Origin of the sequence: Thalassomonas sp. M1454, from assembly GCF_007097525.1 — a bacterium.
In the GTDB taxonomy this organism is placed as follows: domain Bacteria; phylum Pseudomonadota; class Gammaproteobacteria; order Enterobacterales; family Alteromonadaceae; genus Thalassotalea_A.
Genome location: NZ_VKDD01000002.1, coordinates 252,519 through 268,866, shown reverse-complemented (window position 1 = coordinate 268,866; position 16,348 = coordinate 252,519). Strand labels below are relative to the sequence as shown.

The 16,348-nt window shown below is 37.3% G+C and carries 15 protein-coding genes and 1 tRNA gene; 2 read left to right on the top strand and 14 right to left on the bottom strand.

From position 1 onward, the window contains the following. Nucleotides 1-12: 12 nt before the first annotated feature. The 13 genes from nusA to rlmE form a co-directional block, all read right to left on the bottom strand. Complete coding sequence (gene nusA, locus FNN08_RS03130; RefSeq protein ID WP_143583297.1) at nt 13-1,512, bottom strand: transcription termination factor NusA; 1,500 nt, start codon at nt 1,510-1,512, stop codon at nt 13-15. 27 nt (nt 1,513-1,539) lie between these two features. Next, the gene (gene rimP, locus FNN08_RS03125; protein ID WP_143583296.1) at nt 1,540-1,995 is read right to left on the bottom strand and encodes a ribosome maturation factor RimP; all 456 of its coding nucleotides are present in this window, start codon (nt 1,993-1,995) and stop codon (nt 1,540-1,542) included. 320 nt (nt 1,996-2,315) lie between these two features. Next, nucleotides 2,316-3,164 carry an alpha/beta hydrolase gene (locus tag FNN08_RS03120; RefSeq protein WP_143583295.1) on the bottom strand — a complete coding sequence of 283 codons (849 nt, stop codon included), beginning with the start codon at nt 3,162-3,164 and terminating at the stop codon, nt 2,316-2,318. Next, nucleotides 3,165-5,048: a DUF4105 domain-containing protein gene (locus FNN08_RS03115; RefSeq protein ID WP_143583294.1), complete on the bottom strand. Its 1,884-nt coding sequence runs from the start codon at nt 5,046-5,048 to the stop codon at nt 3,165-3,167. A 146-nt stretch (nt 5,049-5,194) separates the two neighbouring features. After that, the gene (locus FNN08_RS03110) at nt 5,195-5,683 is read right to left on the bottom strand and encodes a DUF3015 domain-containing protein (protein WP_143583293.1); all 489 of its coding nucleotides are present in this window, start codon (nt 5,681-5,683) and stop codon (nt 5,195-5,197) included. Nucleotides 5,684-6,033: 350 nt separating this feature from the next. Next, nucleotides 6,034-7,206 carry an endo-1,4-beta-xylanase gene (locus FNN08_RS03105; protein ID WP_185962554.1) on the bottom strand — a complete coding sequence of 391 codons (1,173 nt, stop codon included), beginning with the start codon at nt 7,204-7,206 and terminating at the stop codon, nt 6,034-6,036. A 174-nt stretch (nt 7,207-7,380) separates the two neighbouring features. Beyond that, nucleotides 7,381-7,465: transfer RNA gene (locus FNN08_RS03100), tRNA-Leu, on the bottom strand. Between the two features lie 13 nt (nt 7,466-7,478). Beyond that, entirely contained in the window at nt 7,479-7,841 is a 363-nt protein-coding gene (gene secG / locus FNN08_RS03095; RefSeq protein WP_313904980.1) for a preprotein translocase subunit SecG, read from the bottom strand. A 12-nt stretch (nt 7,842-7,853) separates the two neighbouring features. Beyond that, nucleotides 7,854-8,603, bottom strand: a complete 750-nt coding sequence (gene tpiA / locus FNN08_RS03090; protein WP_143583291.1) for a triose-phosphate isomerase — start codon at nt 8,601-8,603, stop codon at nt 7,854-7,856. 107 nt (nt 8,604-8,710) lie between these two features. Continuing rightward, the gene (gene glmM, locus FNN08_RS03085) at nt 8,711-10,048 is read right to left on the bottom strand and encodes a phosphoglucosamine mutase (protein WP_143583290.1); all 1,338 of its coding nucleotides are present in this window, start codon (nt 10,046-10,048) and stop codon (nt 8,711-8,713) included. 43 nt (nt 10,049-10,091) lie between these two features. Next, nucleotides 10,092-10,940 carry a dihydropteroate synthase gene (gene folP / locus FNN08_RS03080; protein ID WP_409574593.1) on the bottom strand — a complete coding sequence of 283 codons (849 nt, stop codon included), beginning with the start codon at nt 10,938-10,940 and terminating at the stop codon, nt 10,092-10,094. Nucleotides 10,941-11,103: 163 nt separating this feature from the next. Beyond that, the gene (ftsH, locus tag FNN08_RS03075) at nt 11,104-13,020 is read right to left on the bottom strand and encodes an ATP-dependent zinc metalloprotease FtsH (protein ID WP_143583289.1); all 1,917 of its coding nucleotides are present in this window, start codon (nt 13,018-13,020) and stop codon (nt 11,104-11,106) included. 82 nt (nt 13,021-13,102) lie between these two features. After that, a complete protein-coding gene (gene rlmE / locus FNN08_RS03070; protein WP_143583288.1) occupies nt 13,103-13,738 on the bottom strand; it encodes a 23S rRNA (uridine(2552)-2'-O)-methyltransferase RlmE in 636 nt (211 codons plus the stop codon). Between the two features lie 84 nt (nt 13,739-13,822). Here rlmE and yhbY point away from each other — a divergent pair, with 84 nt between their 5' ends. Next, nucleotides 13,823-14,119 (top strand): ribosome assembly RNA-binding protein YhbY, encoded by a 297-nt coding sequence (yhbY, locus tag FNN08_RS03065; RefSeq protein WP_143583287.1) that lies wholly within the window; start codon nt 13,823-13,825, stop codon nt 14,117-14,119. An 89-nt stretch (nt 14,120-14,208) separates the two neighbouring features. Here the strand turns inward: yhbY and FNN08_RS03060 are convergent, their stop codons facing one another. Then, a complete protein-coding gene (locus FNN08_RS03060) occupies nt 14,209-15,231 on the bottom strand; it encodes an MBL fold metallo-hydrolase (RefSeq protein WP_143583286.1) in 1,023 nt (340 codons plus the stop codon). A 119-nt stretch (nt 15,232-15,350) separates the two neighbouring features. On the opposite strand from FNN08_RS03060, the gene FNN08_RS03055 reads away from it, so the two are divergent. Beyond that, entirely contained in the window at nt 15,351-16,283 is a 933-nt protein-coding gene (locus FNN08_RS03055) for a LysR family transcriptional regulator (RefSeq protein ID WP_143583285.1), read from the top strand. Nucleotides 16,284-16,348: the final 65 nt, after the last annotated feature.

The window sequence follows — 16,348 nt, the reverse complement described above, 5'->3', positions numbered from 1 at the left end:
CCTTGCTAGAGCTTACTCTTCGTTAAACCAGCAAATATTACGTGCGGCCATAATTAACTCGCCCGCTTGCTCTTCGTTAAGCTCTTCGATATCAGCGATATCATCTACGCCCTGCTCAGCTAAATCTTCAAGAGTAACTACACCGCGACTTGCTAATACAAACGCTAAATGCTTCTCCATTCCTTCAAGATTTAATAAATCAGCTGCAGGCTCGGCACTTTCTAAAGTTTCTTCTGAAGCTAATGCTTGAGTAGTTAATGCCGCTTTAGCGCGCTCACGTAACTCTTCTACAGTTTCTTCATCTAAACCATCAATTTCTAATAACTCAGCCATTGGTACATATGCAATTTCTTCAAGTGTTGAGAAACCTTCTTCAACAAGCATAGTGGCAAAATCTTCATCTAAGTCTAATTTTTCAGTAAATAAAGTAAGAACTTTATCATTTTCAGCTTCATGCTTAGACTTCATATCTTCAACAGTCATCACGTTTAATTCCCAACCAGTTAATTGGCTAGCTAAACGGATGTTTTGACCACTCTTACCGATGGCCATTGCTAAGTTACCTTCTTCTACGGCGATATCCATCGAGTTAGTGTCTTCATCAACAATGATTGAAGCAACTTCTGCAGGGGCCATAGCATTAATAACGTATTGTGCCGGGTTGTCATCGAATAATACGATATCAACACGCTCACCAGCTAATTCACCAGAAACAGCTTGTACACGTGAACCACGCATACCAACACAAGCACCAACAGGGTCGATACGTTTGTCGTTAGATTTTACAGCGATTTTAGCACGGCTACCTGGATCACGAGCAGCACCTTTAATTTCCAACATTTCTTCACCAATTTCTGGCACTTCAACGCGGAATAATTCGATAAGCATTTCAGGGTTTGCACGACTCATAAATAATTGTGCGCCACGTGCTTCTGGTTTAATTTCAAATAATAAACCACGAACACGATCTCCTGGACGGAACACTTCACGAGGTAGCATTTCATCACGGAAAATTACCGCTTCAGCATTGTTACCTAAGTCTAAAACTACGCTTTCACGGTTAGCTTTTTTAACTACACCAGTAATGATTTCACCAAGTTGGTCTTCGTATTCTTCAACAACTTTAGCACGCTCAGCTTCACGTACCTTTTGTACGATTACTTGCTTAGCTGTTTGCGTAGTAATACGGTCAAACTTAACTGATTCAATTTGGTCTTCAACAAATCCACCAACTTCAATCTCTGGGTTATCGTATTGAGCTGCCGCTAAACCGATTTCAGCGTAAGGGTTTTCAACACCACCTTCTACGCTATCATCAACTACTAACCAACGACGGAATGTATCAAACTCACCAGAAATACGGTCAATTTCAACACGTACTAAAATTTCGCCTTCATATTTCTTTTTTGTTGCTGTTTCTAGGGCTACTTCCATCGCCTCAAAAATCTTTTCACGTGGTAGAGCCTTTTCGTTTGAAACCGCATCTACAACTAGTAATATTTCCTTACTCATCCTTTTTAGCCTCGCTTCTTAATACTGCTATAATTTTGCTACAAGGTTAGCCTTGTCGACATTGCCCAGAGGCAACTCATAATCTTGGCCATCAACGATAACAACTAAATTGTCACCTTCAACAGCTTCTAATAAGCCTTTAAACTTACGGCGGCCATTTTGTGGCATGCCTAGCTTAACTTCTATCGTTTCACCCACTACCGCTAAGTAATGTGCTTTTTCAAATAATGGTCTATCTACACCTGGAGATGATACTTCCAAGTTATATTCTGAACTAATTGGGTCTTCAACGTCTAAAACTGCACTTACTTGACGAGATACGTCAGCACAATTATCAACATCGATACCGTTTTCATGATCGATATACAAACGTAATACTGAATTATTGCCCGCACTGATAAACTCAATACCTAACAATTCCACACCTGTCATCTCAACAGATGGACGTAACATTTCAGTTAATTTTTGTTCAAAATTGCTCAATCACTTTCTCCAAAAACAAAAAAAGGGCTTTAAGCCCATTAAAAATATCAATAATAATATTGATAAATGAATCCATAAACTTATTCATATTATAAACCTACAAATACGAAAAAGCCCCTTTGACATGGGGCTTTGCAAATGAACCCCTTGTGTAACCAGTACAAGATATAATCTGTGTAATGGCAACGTGAAATACGATGTTTATTTACCTTAGAGTTGTAGGCTAAATAAGATTTCACGTCAAAGCGAGCAGATTATAGATCGAGTAAACATAAATCGCAATAAAAACCTTTATATCAAGGGAAGTTAATCTACCGCTGTTAAGGTTTTGTTGGCGTAAATTTTTGCATAAACTCTAATAGCAAGTTTTGATTACCTACATCATTAAAAGTGGCTATATGACCGCCGGTATAGCTTAAAAATGCTTTCGGCTGCTTAGCTTTTGCCAATAATTTCTTGCCATGCTGATAAGGTATAACCACATCTTGCGTGCCATGTACTATCAACAAAGGCGTTGGACTAATATTTTGCACCACATCGATTAAGTCATAATCACTTGGCATCGACCATGCCGCTGGGTATTGAAATAACCAAGTAAGCCAATTGTCACTGGCAATATGGCGGGCAATTTCAGAATATGATGTAAAACCAGCATCGAGTATAACGCCAGAGAGTCTATCTCGCATTTCGGGCTGCGTGCCTACTAAGTAACCTGACATAGAAGCCCCAAGACTCTGCCCCAATAAGTATATAGGCTTTTGCTGAACACTTGGTTGCTTGATTAACCATAAAAACCCGGCATTGATGTCATGAAAAACATCAGGGATTAATGGTTCGCCAGTTGACTTGCCATAACCTCTATAGTCAATTAAAAAAACCTGATACCCGCGTTCTGGTAACCAATAAACACTGCGCAGATGAGTACTTATATTTTGCGCATTTCCATGTAAAAAATAAACCGTGCCTTTAACTTCTACATTATCTTCAACAGGTAAAAACCAACCATGGATAGAAACCTCATCAGAGACTTTTATATCAACATCTTGATAAGCTAAGCCAACTTGTTCAGGAGTTCTTACTAACTGTTTTTCTGGATAGAAGAATAAAGTACTACAACCACTTATACACAATAGTAAAAAGCTAATAAGTAATTTATTTAGGCAATGCATCTAAAAATAAGCCCGCATTGACAAGCCAAACTCATCATAATCTACATCGTCGTTATTATTACGTTTAGCATGCAACCTCAGCGCAAAGTCTTGCCCTAGCGCTATACTATGCTCAAATTGGTAAGTTTTACGGGTGATGCCATCAATAAACACATATTGTGATACTTTAAGTAATGACTTACCAAGTACAGACGTTAGCATATAGCCAGCTTCAACTCCCGGTGCGACAGACCAGTTATTGTCTAATCCTTCATTATATTCTAAACGCCCAGTTGCCATAAAATAGAGTCGGTCTTGCTCGAACAACTCCCAACTAACACCACCGCCACCATTGGCTTGTACGGCTAAATCCTCATTTTGCTCTAACCAATGGCGCTCAATGCCAATATTCGCTTGCCATGACCAAGGCGAAAAGTAATCTTTGCGCGGTGATAACGACGTAATATCAAGTAACTCAGCTTGTTGTAATTGCACCGAATCATCGACAACACGTAAGGTTATTTTCGCCATATTTAATGACATGCCGTTGTCATAGCCATCAATGTTATCGAGTAAATCATGATAGCTTGCGCGGTAAGTAAAATCGCTAAACAGTTCGTCGTTACTTTCCCCTACCTGCACTGACATCATGGTCGTTTCATGGCCTAAGTCTGGTCGGTAAGGCTGCTCAGGTTCAGGCGGTAAAATACTGGCGTGTTTACGGATCATTTTAAGCAGTTGAAAACTGCGTTTTGATACCTCAGGACTACGCTCTTCTTTATTGGTTAAATAGCGTATTAAGCGATAACTGGCATGCACAATTTTTTGTTGCTGCTCTATGTTAAGTGCTTTAAATTCTTTTGAATCACGAACCTGGATATCTTCAGATAATTCCACAGCTAACTTTCGATTTTCTTTCGGTAAATGGTTTAACTGATTATCTAAGTGAGTACGATGAGATGGACGATAATGTACATCGTCAACCATGCCTTTATCGCGCACTACTCTTACGGTATCAATTGGAATAACTACGCCAGGAAATTCATCGGTAAGTTTCGAGCTTGGACGAGCAATATCAATTAGTTCAAGTAAACGGTAAGCACAGTTTTCATCAAAGAAGTAATAATCAAAATTAATACCGCGAAGCTCCCACACATGAGCAAGCATCAGATCTATTTCTTGCGCGGTTAAATTTAGTTTATATTCCCATAAGTCACGATTTTCTGCGCGGTTATATTCTTTTATTTTTTCAAAATAAGGGTTCGCCGCAAAATTACCCGGGTAACCACCACCTAAACCTTTAATGGTATAAGCTATGCTGTTTACATCAGGTGGGATATTGGCGCCAAAATTAATCGCGTGTGATAAATAAGTCGAATGTTTTTCCACATTAAAAGGGTCAAAGCGAATAAATGTATGGCCGTACATAGACGATGGACTGTTTAACTGACTCGATGCATACACCAAGATCACAGATTCAGTATTTAAGTCTTTACGCCATAAGTCATATTCAGCACAGTCGGCTTTGGGTAAGCTGGCGATAAATTCAGGTAGTTGTGTTGCTAACCATTTTTTACGAGCTGGAAATGAACACTGAGTTTCGGGAGAGTTTTTAAAAGCAGAAAGTGTGGCTATAAACTCAGCTTTTGGATCAAACTTACCATTTGCCGCAAAAAAGAAACGATCATCATCGACAAAGCTCTCAGCATCACCTTCTTGTGCATCACCTTTATAATAAAGTAATTTAAGCCATAAAGGGTGTTTTGCAACAGCTTGTTGTTTGGCTGACAAAAAAGGATTTGGCGTGTCTGCTACAGATGACTCATTTAAATTAGAATCTGGCTTGGCTTGAGCAAAAAAAACCATACCCCACACAACACAAAGAGAGGCTAATTGTTTTTTCATATAATATTTAATACCAATTTATTATTTTTATCTTAAACCCATCGTTACAGTCAGTAATAGATAAGTGACGTTAACTTTACTTTTACATTAATTTACGCAAAATAAAAGGGGCTAGATAGCCCCTTTCTTAAGATTTCAAATAAAAATTATTGTGCGACTGTGTATTTCGCTAATTTTTCATCTTCTTCTAAAACTGTAAACATAGTTGCAACTACATGCTCAGTCGTTACATCTTCTGATGGGAACATACGATCAAAGTTAGTATGTAATGTACGTTTAAAGTTTGCACGGTCTTGCTCTTCTACACCCATAGAAACAGCTACAGCAGTCATTGCTTCACCGTCACCACGAGCAACATCTTCAGAAAACTCATCCATAATCATACTTACATCAACCATTTCTTTACCGCCGTAAGAAAGAGTACCTGATGTAGAACAACCATTTGTACCAAACGTCATACCAAATGTTGCATTACCAGTAGAACCATTTGTTAGTGAAGCCATGATATGTGAAGGCGTACCTGATTGGCCTTTGAATAACATGTTACCCCAACCACAGTTAGGACCACCTGGAGCACCAGCAAAAGCTGATGATGACATAGTTAATAAAGCTGCTGTAATTAAAATCTTTTTCATAAGGATATTCCCTGTAAGGTCATTATTGTTAAAGTTTTTGCTTTGCAAGCATATGATTCACATCATAAAAACCACTTAACGTAGAAGCAGTTAAATTAACTGTAGTACACCTTTAACAAAATTGAAACACTTTATTGACTCTTTTTTAAACTACTTAGCTGATAGTTATAGAGTTTATTTTTTAACCAGCACAGGGATAAGTGAGAAAGACGCAGGAAATAATCAAGCATACTTGTCAAAGATTACTTCATATATAAAAGCCTGACTAACGTTATATTAATCAGGCTCTATTTACATAGATTGCTTTATAGCGTTAATTTAACAAAGCTATTGCTATAAAAGTTTCAAAACTACGGTTGATTTGCCCTTGCATCATCTAACAATAACTTTCTAATATTCTCATACGCCATATTAGGCTCTAAATCGACGTTCCATAAACCTAAACGTTTTGTATTTCGAGAAATCGAGCGTTTAGAAAAATCAGGATCATCAACAACATTCCATAAATTCCAAGCAACGATTCCTGTTTTTCTATTTTGTAATAAAGTTTGCAGTATATTTGTGTATACATCGGCAATATCCTGCTCACTGTAAACTTTATTTTTTGGTTGGTGGATATTTTTTTCAGTAACATGAAATTCAATATCTTGGCTATGTGCCCATTTAATTAAACCATCAAGTGTTTGTAACGCTTTACTATTAGGGTTTGCAAAGTCAGCAAACTCCTTTTTAATATGAGCTTGCCAGCCTAAAGCATCAACTCTTAAACCTCGATATTTTAAATAAAGTACTAACTCTTTCACTAAGGCAATAGACTCTGGTGTTGTCATGCGGTGCTGATTTAAGACTAACTTTTTATTTGGTCCATGCTGCTGAGCGACCTCAAAGGCTTTAATAATATAAAGTGGCACGCCTTGTTCTTGTAGTAACGGGAATTGTTCAGGAATATCGGTTTCAAAGCCCATTTTAGGCCACGGATTCTCCCAGTTCTTTACCCCCGGCTTTGGCCCAAACCAAGTACCTTCTTCAGTAATGGTTTCATTAACTACATCAATCCAAACAACATGTTCATCATCATTGTAGCGTTGACTAATAGCAGTCATAAATTCAACCAGCATTTTTTCAAGCTCTGCTGGTGTACGGTTATCTCTAAGCACCCATTTTGAGCTTTGAGGGCTAATAGGACCATGTAAACGGATGACTTGATTATTTTGTTTAGCACGAGCGACCCATTCATCAGAAACATCCCAATTCCATACTCCAAAAGTAGGATGTATACGAGATTGTTTAAAATCATTGTTAGGTGAAATATAGCTAAATTCCCTATTTAGGATCTGATCAACTGGAGTATCCCAATCCTTAAACCCTGTTGTCGCACCTATGTATAGATTATCAAAATGCTCATTATCGATGATTTTTCGTAACGGTTCACCTTGTGGCTCAGGTAACGGTTTAGATAAAGAACAACTCACTAGAGTAAAAATGGTAATTAATAAAATGAACAAATGACGATAAAACAACATACAAAATCCAATAATGTAGGGCATCAATGTTTAAACAATGAAAATAAAGTTTAAGAAGAGTTTATTAGAAAGTATATAAATCAAGGTATCGACTGTTTTTACATATCTTTACACTGAGTAAGTTAATTTACCTGCAGATACAAAAAAACCTAGCTTATAGCTAGGCTTTAAATATGGTGCGGATGGAGAGACTCGAACTCTCACGCCTTGCGGCACAGGCACCTCATGCCTGCGTGTCTACCAATTCCACCACATCCGCAAATATGATAGAACTAGTTTGGAATGTCGTTCTCTTTTTTGCTATCGCTAGCAGGTACATCTGTTGCAGCAGGAACTTCAGCACTTTGCGTTTGCTCTGCTGCTGGTGCTGCTAGGTTCTCAAACTCACTACCTTCATTAGATTGATGAGTAGTTAAGTTACCTAAGATTAAGCTAATTACGAAAAATAACGTTGCTAATATAGCCGTTGTTTTTGTCATAAAGTTACCTGAGCCACCTGAACCAAAAATAGTAGCAGATGAACCCGCGCCAAATGAAGCGCCCATATCAGCACCCTTACCTTGTTGAATTAAAATAAAACCAACTAAGATTAGTGCGATAATTAAATAAACAACGATTAAAACTTGATACAACATACTTTTTAAATCCTATACTGCTAGGCAGATTTTTTTAAATTCTTCAATTTTTAAACTTGCACCGCCGATCAGACCACCGTCTATATCTGCTTGTGCAAATAATTCTTTGCAATTAGTCGCATTAACACTACCGCCATATAATAGAGGTACTTGTTGAGCAACATCAGCGTCAAAACCAGCTAAATAACCTCGAATAAATTCGTGAGTTTCTTGAGCTATTTTTGTAGATGCTGTTTTGCCTGTTCCAATAGCCCAAACAGGCTCATAGGCAACAACAACATTTTTAAAACTTTCAATACCAATTTTTGCAATTACTGGAGCAAGTTGGTAACTAAGTCTTAACTCAGTTTCACCACTTTCTCGTTCTTCTTCGGTTTCACCAATACATAAAATTGGTTTTAAGCCACTTGCTAAAGCATAAGCAACCTTTTCAGCAACGATTTCTGAGCTATCTGCAAACATAGCTCGTCGCTCTGAATGGCCGAGAATTACGTATTGTACCTGCAAATCATTCAGCATTAAAGCTGAAATCTCACCTGTATAGGCACCTTTTTCATTTTCGTTTATATTTTGAGCGCCACAGGCAATTTGCGAGTTTTTCAAATTTGCTTGTATTGTTGATAAATAAGGAGCTGGTGGACAAATAATTACCTGATGATTGTCTTTAAAATTTTCATCATTTAAACCATTACACATTTGCGTTGCAAGCTCTAAACTGCCATTCATTTTCCAATTAGCAGCTACAATTGTTTGTCTACTCATGTTAATTCTCTTATTTAAACGGGCGAGATATTACCTGCGTTAAAAGCAAGATACAAGAAATTAAATAACTTGCCCGTTTTTTTGATTATTTATCGTTCAATACTTAACTATTTAACTAGTTTTACTTTATCAGCAATTTTATTTGCTAAGGCGGTAACATTTTCTAATTCAGGTCCTTCAACCATAACGCGGATCAATGGTTCTGTGCCCGATTTACGTAGAAGAACCCGCCCTTTACCAGCAAGCTCATTTTCCACTTCTTCAGCACTTGCAATAACAGCAGGATCTAATAGAGGATCATTATCACCACTAAATCTTACGTTAACCAAAACCTGAGGTAGCATAGTCATGCCTTTGCGTAATTTAGTTAAACTTTTACCTGACTGGCAAATAGCTTCTAAAACATTTAAGGCAGCAATTATACCGTCACCTGTTGAGGTGCAGTTTAAATTAATCACATGGCCTGAATTTTCAGCACCAAGTTGCCAACCTTTAGCTTTTAATTGCTCCATAACGTAACGGTCACCAACTTTAGCTCGAGTAAACTCAATACCTAAATCTTGAAGAGCAAGCTCTAAGCCCATGTTGCTCATTAATGTACCCACAACACCACCTTTAAGTTTATTGTGGTATTGGGCATTTTTGGCGATCATAAAAATGATTTCATCGCCATCGACTACATCACCATTTTGATCAACCATCATTAAACGGTCACCGTCACCATCAAGAGCGATACCTAAATCCGCTTGGTGCTCTAACACTAAGCGTTTAATATTTTTCATTGATGTAGCGCCGCAATCATCGTTGATGTTAACGCCATTTGGTGCACAGGCAAATTCAACTACTTCAGCGCCAAGCTCACGGAAAACTTTTGGAGCAATGTGATAAGTTGCACCATTAGCACAATCTAAAACAATTTTTAGACCATTTAGTGAGTATTCAGAAGGAAAGTTACTTTTACAAAATTCAATATATCGACCGGCTGCATCATCAATTCGATTAGCTTTTCCTAATTTAGCAGAATGTACGCAGTCCATTTCTTCATCAATCATGGCTTCAATTGATTGTTCGATATCATCAGGTAATTTTTCACCTGTTGTAGAGAAGAACTTAATGCCATTATCGTAAAAAGGATTGTGTGAAGCACTAATAACTATGCCCGCTTCAGCACGAAATGTTTTGGTTAAATAAGCAACAGCAGGTGTTGGCATTGGCCCCATTAAACCAACATCAATACCAGCAGCAGAAAAGCCCGCTTCAAGTGCAGACTCAAGCATGTAACCAGAGATTCGAGTATCTTTACCTATGAGAACTTTTTTAGTACCAGCTGTTGCAAGAACTTTACCTGCAGCCCAGCCAAGTTTCATCACAAATTTAGGAGTAATAGGTGTTTTACCAACTAAACCACGAACGCCATCTGTTCCAAAATATTTTCTATTCGACACTTAATTTAACTCCATTTTATTAATTCTTTTATACGCTTGAGTATTATAAATCATAATTAAGCGTAGCATTTAATACCTTTATTGCATCGACAGTTTCTTTAACGTCATGCACTCTAATAATTTTTGCGCCATTAATTGTTGCTAGTACCGCGGCAGATAAACTACCAGCTAAGCGCTCATTTACATCGCGTTGTAATAAATTACCTATCATCGACTTGCGTGAGATGCCAGCAAGTATAGGTAAATTTAACTTTGTTAATTCTTTTTGCCTAGCTAATAACTCATAGTTTTGCTCTAAGGTTTTACCAAAACCATAACCCGGATCTAAGATAAGGCGTTCTTTTGCAATTCCAGCTTGTTCACAGGCAGTAATTCTCTGCTGAAAAAACTCGATAATGTCAGTGACAATATCTTTGTATTGTGGATTAGCTTGCATGGTTCTTGGCAAGCCTTGCATATGCATTAAACAAACCGGTAAATTACACTTTGCAAGTACACTTAAACAATTGTCGTTTTGTAGTGCTCTAACATCATTTATTAAGCCCACACCAGCATTAATCCCAGCGTTCATGACTTCAGCTTTACTGGTATCTAAAGAGATCACAACATCAAAGCGTTGTTTAATCGCTTCAATAATAGGTACAACCCTATCGAGCTCTTCAGTTAAGCTAACATCTTTTGCGCCAGGCCTTGTTGATTCGCCGCCAATATCGATAATACTGGCACCGTCTTCTATCATGCGTTCAACTTGCTCTATGGCATTATTAACATGAGCAAACTTACCACCATCAGAAAAAGAATCGGGTGTCACATTTAAAATGCCCATCACTTGGACATCAGTAAGGTTAAGTTGCTTGTCTGCAAATTGCATGAAATTTGAAGAGTTGGTCATTTTTATTGGCGTTATAAGTAAGCTTAAAGCTATTGATTTATCGCATTATTATAGAGGATGAATGGCTATAAATATAGTCTGCAGTTAATAAAATTGAGCTATCTATTTGATAAATTTCAGATATAAAAAAACCCGCAAAGCGGGTTTTTAAAAAGGTTTGCTATTAGCTTGCAGGAACATCATCCGGCTTACTTGAGTCCACCGATGGCTTTGATGAACTACTTGGTGGCTTAGTTGAAGAGTCTTCATCGCCATAGCCTTTTGGAGCTCGTACTTCAACACGTGCCATAAGGTCATCGATTTGTAGTGAATCAATTGTTTCATACGTCATTAAAGCATCTTTCATGGCATGTAAAATGTCCATGTTATCTTTGATCAGTTTTTCAGCACGTTGATAGTTACGCTCAACAAATACACGTATTTCAGCATCGATTGCTTTAGCTGTTTCATCAGACATATGTAAAGACTTAGATGACGTGCGACCTAAGAAAACTTCGCCTTCTTCTTCAGCAAATAACATAGGTCCCATTTTTTCAGATAAGCCCCATTGGGTAACCATTTTACGAGCAATATCAGTAGCACGTTCAATATCATTTGAAGCACCTGTTGATACTTTATCTGCACCGTAAATTACTTCTTCAGCAATACGACCACCGTAAAGTGATGAAATCATGCTTTCTAAATGTTGTTTAGTATGACTTACTCTATCTTTTTCAGGTAAGTACATAGTTACACCTAAAGCACGACCGCGAGGGATAATACTTACTTTGTAAACAGGGTCATGCTCTGGTACTAAACGACCAACAATGGCATGCCCTGCTTCATGGTAAGCCGTCATTGCTTTTTCTTCTTCGCTCATCACCATAGAGCGGCGTTCAGAGCCCATAAGAATTTTATCTTTAGCTTTTTCAAATTCTGTCATGCTAACTAAACGACGACTTGTACGAGCAGCAAAAAGCGCAGCTTCGTTTACTAAGTTTGCTAAATCAGCACCAGAGAAACCTGGAGTACCACGTGCAATAACGTCAGCTTTAACGTCATCACCTAAAGGTACTTTACGCATATGAACTTTAAGGATTTGTTCACGTCCACGAATATCAGGAAGACCAACGGTTACTTGACGGTCAAAACGACCAGGGCGAAGTAATGCAGGATCTAATACATCTGGACGGTTAGTTGCGGCAATAACAATAACGCCTTCATTACCTTCAAAACCATCCATTTCAACTAACATTTGGTTTAGGGTTTGTTCACGTTCATCGTGACCACCACCAAGACCAGCGCCACGTTGGCGACCTACCGCATCAATCTCATCGATAAAGATGATACAAGGTGCAGATTTTTTCGCTTGTTCAAACATGTCACGTACACGAGATGCACCAACACCAACAAACATTTCAACGAAATCTGAACCTGAAATTGAGAAGAATGGTACTTTAGCTTCACCAGCAATCGCTTTAGCTAATAAAGTTTTACCAGTACCAGGCTGACCTACCATTAAAATACCTGACGGGATACGACCACCAAGTTTTTGGAACCTGGTTGGATCTTTTAAGTATTCAACTAACTCAGATACTTCTTCTTTTGCTTCATCACAACCGGCAACATCAGCAAAAGTAGTTTTAATTTGGTCATCGCTAAGTAGACGTGCTTTTGATTTACCAAAGCTCATTGCGCCTTTACCGCCACCGCCTTGCATTTGGCGCATGAAGAAAATCCAAATACCAATTAACAGTAACATTGGGAACCAGTTAATGAAGATGCTAGCAAGTAAGCTCGGCTCTTCTGGTGGTACACCTTTAACGCTAACGTTATTCTTAATTAAATCATCAAGTAATTTAGGGTCGTATTGAGTTGGGATAAGTGTGGTGAAACTTTGGCCATTACTTAAAGTACCGGTGATCACACCATTACTTTCAATTTCAACCGCGCTAACCTGCTCTTGGTTAACTTGATTAATGAAAGTTGTATAATCTAACTGAGAATCAGCATTATTTCCCGGAGTAAAACTCTGGAATACTGACATTAAAACAATGGCTATGACTAACCATAAAATAAGATTTTTTACCATATCGCTCAATTTGAGAACCTCTACTTTAAAAATACTGCGATGACTTTCGTCACTGTCTATTTAATTATAGACTTTAACTTCACTAACTTTACTACAGTTTGTAACCAGTAGCTACTATATATACTTCCCTTGAACGTGCTCTGGAAGACTCTGGTTTTCTGGTTTTGACCGTTGTGAAACATGATTTTACATCTTTCATGTATTGTTCAAACCCTTCCCCTTGAAAAACTTTCACCACAAAGCTGCCATTTTTCTTTAAAACTTGATGACACATATCTAATGCTAACTCCACTAAATACATGTTTCTTGGTTGATCAGTTGCTTCATTACCACTGAAATTTTGTGCCATATCTGACATTACCACATCAACGTTACGACCGCCTATTTTATTCAATAGAGCGTCAAGAACATCATCTTCTCTAAAGTCACCTTGCAAAAAGGCAACACCTGGTAATGGCTCCATAGGTAAAATATCACAGGCAACAACAATGCCTTTATCACCAAGAACTTTAACCGCGTATTCAGACCAACCGCCAGGAGCTGCACCTAAATCGACAACATTCATTCCCGGTTTAATAAGTTTGTCTTTGTTATTAATTTCTTCAATTTTAAATACAGCGCGTGAACGTAAACCAAGCTTTTGCGCTTTTTTTACATATTCATCATCAAAATGCTCTTGCATCCATCGATTTGAGCTGGCTGATCTGCCTTTTTTTGGATTTGACATAATATTTTTTGATTTAAATTAGTATTAATCACAAGATGGCGTTAAAATGTAAAGAATTCAAGTAACTTAAACGAAATTTTTTAAATGAATCTATCTAAGAAACAAATTCAACACCTTAAAGGCTTAGCTCATTCCCTAAAACCAGTAGTGTTATTAGGTAATAATGGTTTAACAGAAGCTGTAGTTGCAGAGATTGACTACGCATTAAACCACCATGAGTTGATTAAAGTTAAAATTCCTACAGATGACAGAGAAGTTAAACAACTTATCGTTGACGCTATTGTAAGAGAAACTAACTCAATCAAAGTACAAACTATTGGTAAAACATTAATTGTTTACCGTCAATCTGCGGAAAAGAAAATTTCAATTCCTAAGATCTAATTTAATGAATCTAGCTTATTAAAACTAGCTACATGCATTTAATTTATATTAAAGCACCTATGCTTACAGGTGCTTTTTTTTACAGCAATTTAAACCGCTTGATAGTGATTAACACCATCGACAACATTAATAACTAACTTATCTTGCTCAATTAAATAATTAATACAGGCTAAAGCTTCACCGTACGCCAGCATCAAATTGTGTTTAGTAATTTGTGATTTAAATAAAACAGGGAATGTATCTGCTAGCTTGCTTGGTTGTTGGCAATGTGCCAATAAATTTTTAATATCTTGCTCAGTATCATTAATTAATTTATTAGTACGTATTATACCGCCAGTAAAAGGCAAGCCATGGGCTGGCAATATTTTAGTGTTATCGTTAATCGTCGCTAATAAATATTGATAAGAATCTAGCATATCCTGCATAGGATTAGCTAAAGGCTCTGTTGGCCAAACACTGACATTAGAAGAAATTGTTGGCAATAATTGATCGCCAGAGATAAATAAGTCTAACTCTTGATTATATAAACAGATATGTTCAGGCGAATGCCCCTTACCTGTCACCAACAGCCAATTATAACCGCCAATATTTAGCTTTTGTTTATCTGCAAGTGGTTGATAATGTTTAGGTAAAGGGTGGATGATTTTACCGAACATAGTTATGTGCTTTTCATAACTTGCCATTTGCTTATCACTTGCACCTATTGATTGGTAAAACGCTTCAATATCGCCTCGTTCAGTATGACTTAGCTCACTAAACAAATGATGGTAAATATCATACTCACCTTTAGATATAAGTAATTGCGCATCAAATTCTTCACATAACCACCCAGCTAAACCTAAATGATCTGGATGAAAGTGAGTACATAGCACTAGTTTAATCGGCTTACCTTTAAGTTGCTCATTAATAATGTTCAACCAGCTTTCTCGTGCTTGCTCAACATCTGGTCCAGTATCAACCACAGTCCAAAAGTTTTCATCTTCAATTAGCCAAAGGTTGATATGGTCAAGCGCAAAAGGCATAGCTAAACGCAACCAATATATTCGCGGAGCTATTTCTTGTAATTGATTTAGTGGCGCAGCTTGTTCTACAAGGTATTTAATTTTTGACATTAATCATGATATTCATTTACTTGGGTGATATCACCATAACATTTAAAAAAGTTTAAATCTTTAGTGATATGTGTTGAAATACAATAATTACCTATTTAAATAGTCGGCTGATACATAACATGAGTTTAGTTGAGCAAAAACTATCCCGTATAGATCTTAATTTATTAATTGCGTTAAGTGTTTTACTTAAAGAGCAAAACGTAAGCCGTGCAGCTGAGCTATTGTTTTTATCGCAATCGGCAATGAGCCGAACCTTACAACGTCTTCGCGAAGTATTCGATGACCAGTTATTTATTAGGGCCTCAAAAGGTATCACTCCAACAGTTAAAGCGTTAGAAATAGCTAAAGTATTACCTGAAATTATCGACTCACTTAATGAGTTAGTTACCAATAAAGACTTTATTCCTGAGCAGTGTGAACAAACATTCACCATGTCTCTACCCACTCTTTTTACACAATCGGTTATTTTACCTTTAATAAAAGATTTAAGAGTAAAAGCACCCAAAGTAAAATTAAATGATCACGCAGCTAAAGTGAATCCTTTTCCTTTATTGGAAAGTGGCGCTTTAGATTTTGCCATTAATTTAACCAGTATTAACGACGCCCACTTTACCTCTACGCCATTTGCGCAATTAAAATTGGTTATATATGGACGCAAAGGCCACCCTTTACTTGAGCAGAAAAAAGTTGAGCTAGCCAATTGCTTAAAATATGATTTTGCTGCGTTAATATTAGAAAATGATGACAACATTCAATTTCGTAATCCAGTAGATAATATTGTATCTACTGAAGGTGTCACTCGAAATATCGTATTAAGAACCAGCCAAATATTTGTGCTTATTGAGTATTTAAAGTCATCAAATGCCTTGTTAATGGGGCCAAACTCATTGATGAAATCGGATGAATTGAAAGGTATTTTAGAGCCTGTATTTGAATTTGATCATACGCCAGAGAATTTAATAGACCTGTACTTAATTGAGCATAAGCGGGTTGCCGCAAGTCCAGCTCATCAATGGTTTAAACAGCGTTTAATGGCCACCATGACATTGTAAATATTATCAAGGTGTCTGACACCTTGATATTTCAACGGGTTCAAATATAAAAGGCCGAAAGATTA

Bases quoted from the DNA above. Each gene is read 5' to 3' on its own strand.
- nusA (WP_143583297.1), bottom strand. From the start codon at position 1,512: ATGAGTAAGGAAATATTACTAGTTGTAGATGCGGTTTCAAACGAAAAG.
- FNN08_RS03120 (WP_143583295.1), bottom strand. From the start codon at position 3,164: ATGCATTGCCTAAATAAATTACTTATTAGCTTTTTACTATTGTGTATA.
- FNN08_RS03115 (WP_143583294.1), bottom strand. From the start codon at position 5,048: ATGAAAAAACAATTAGCCTCTCTTTGTGTTGTGTGGGGTATGGTTTTT.
- FNN08_RS03110 (WP_143583293.1), bottom strand. From the start codon at position 5,683: ATGAAAAAGATTTTAATTACAGCAGCTTTATTAACTATGTCATCATCA.
- FNN08_RS03105 (WP_185962554.1), bottom strand. From the start codon at position 7,206: ATGTTGTTTTATCGTCATTTGTTCATTTTATTAATTACCATTTTTACT.
- secG (WP_313904980.1), bottom strand. From the start codon at position 7,841: ATGTTGTATCAAGTTTTAATCGTTGTTTATTTAATTATCGCACTAATC.
- tpiA (WP_143583291.1), bottom strand. From the start codon at position 8,603: ATGAGTAGACAAACAATTGTAGCTGCTAATTGGAAAATGAATGGCAGT.
- folP (WP_409574593.1), bottom strand. From the start codon at position 10,940: ATGACCAACTCTTCAAATTTCATGCAATTTGCAGACAAGCAACTTAAC.
- rlmE (WP_143583288.1), bottom strand. From the start codon at position 13,738: ATGTCAAATCCAAAAAAAGGCAGATCAGCCAGCTCAAATCGATGGATG.
- yhbY (WP_143583287.1), top strand. From the start codon at position 13,823: ATGAATCTATCTAAGAAACAAATTCAACACCTTAAAGGCTTAGCTCAT.
- FNN08_RS03060 (WP_143583286.1), bottom strand. From the start codon at position 15,231: ATGTCAAAAATTAAATACCTTGTAGAACAAGCTGCGCCACTAAATCAA.
- FNN08_RS03055 (WP_143583285.1), top strand. From the start codon at position 15,351: ATGAGTTTAGTTGAGCAAAAACTATCCCGTATAGATCTTAATTTATTA.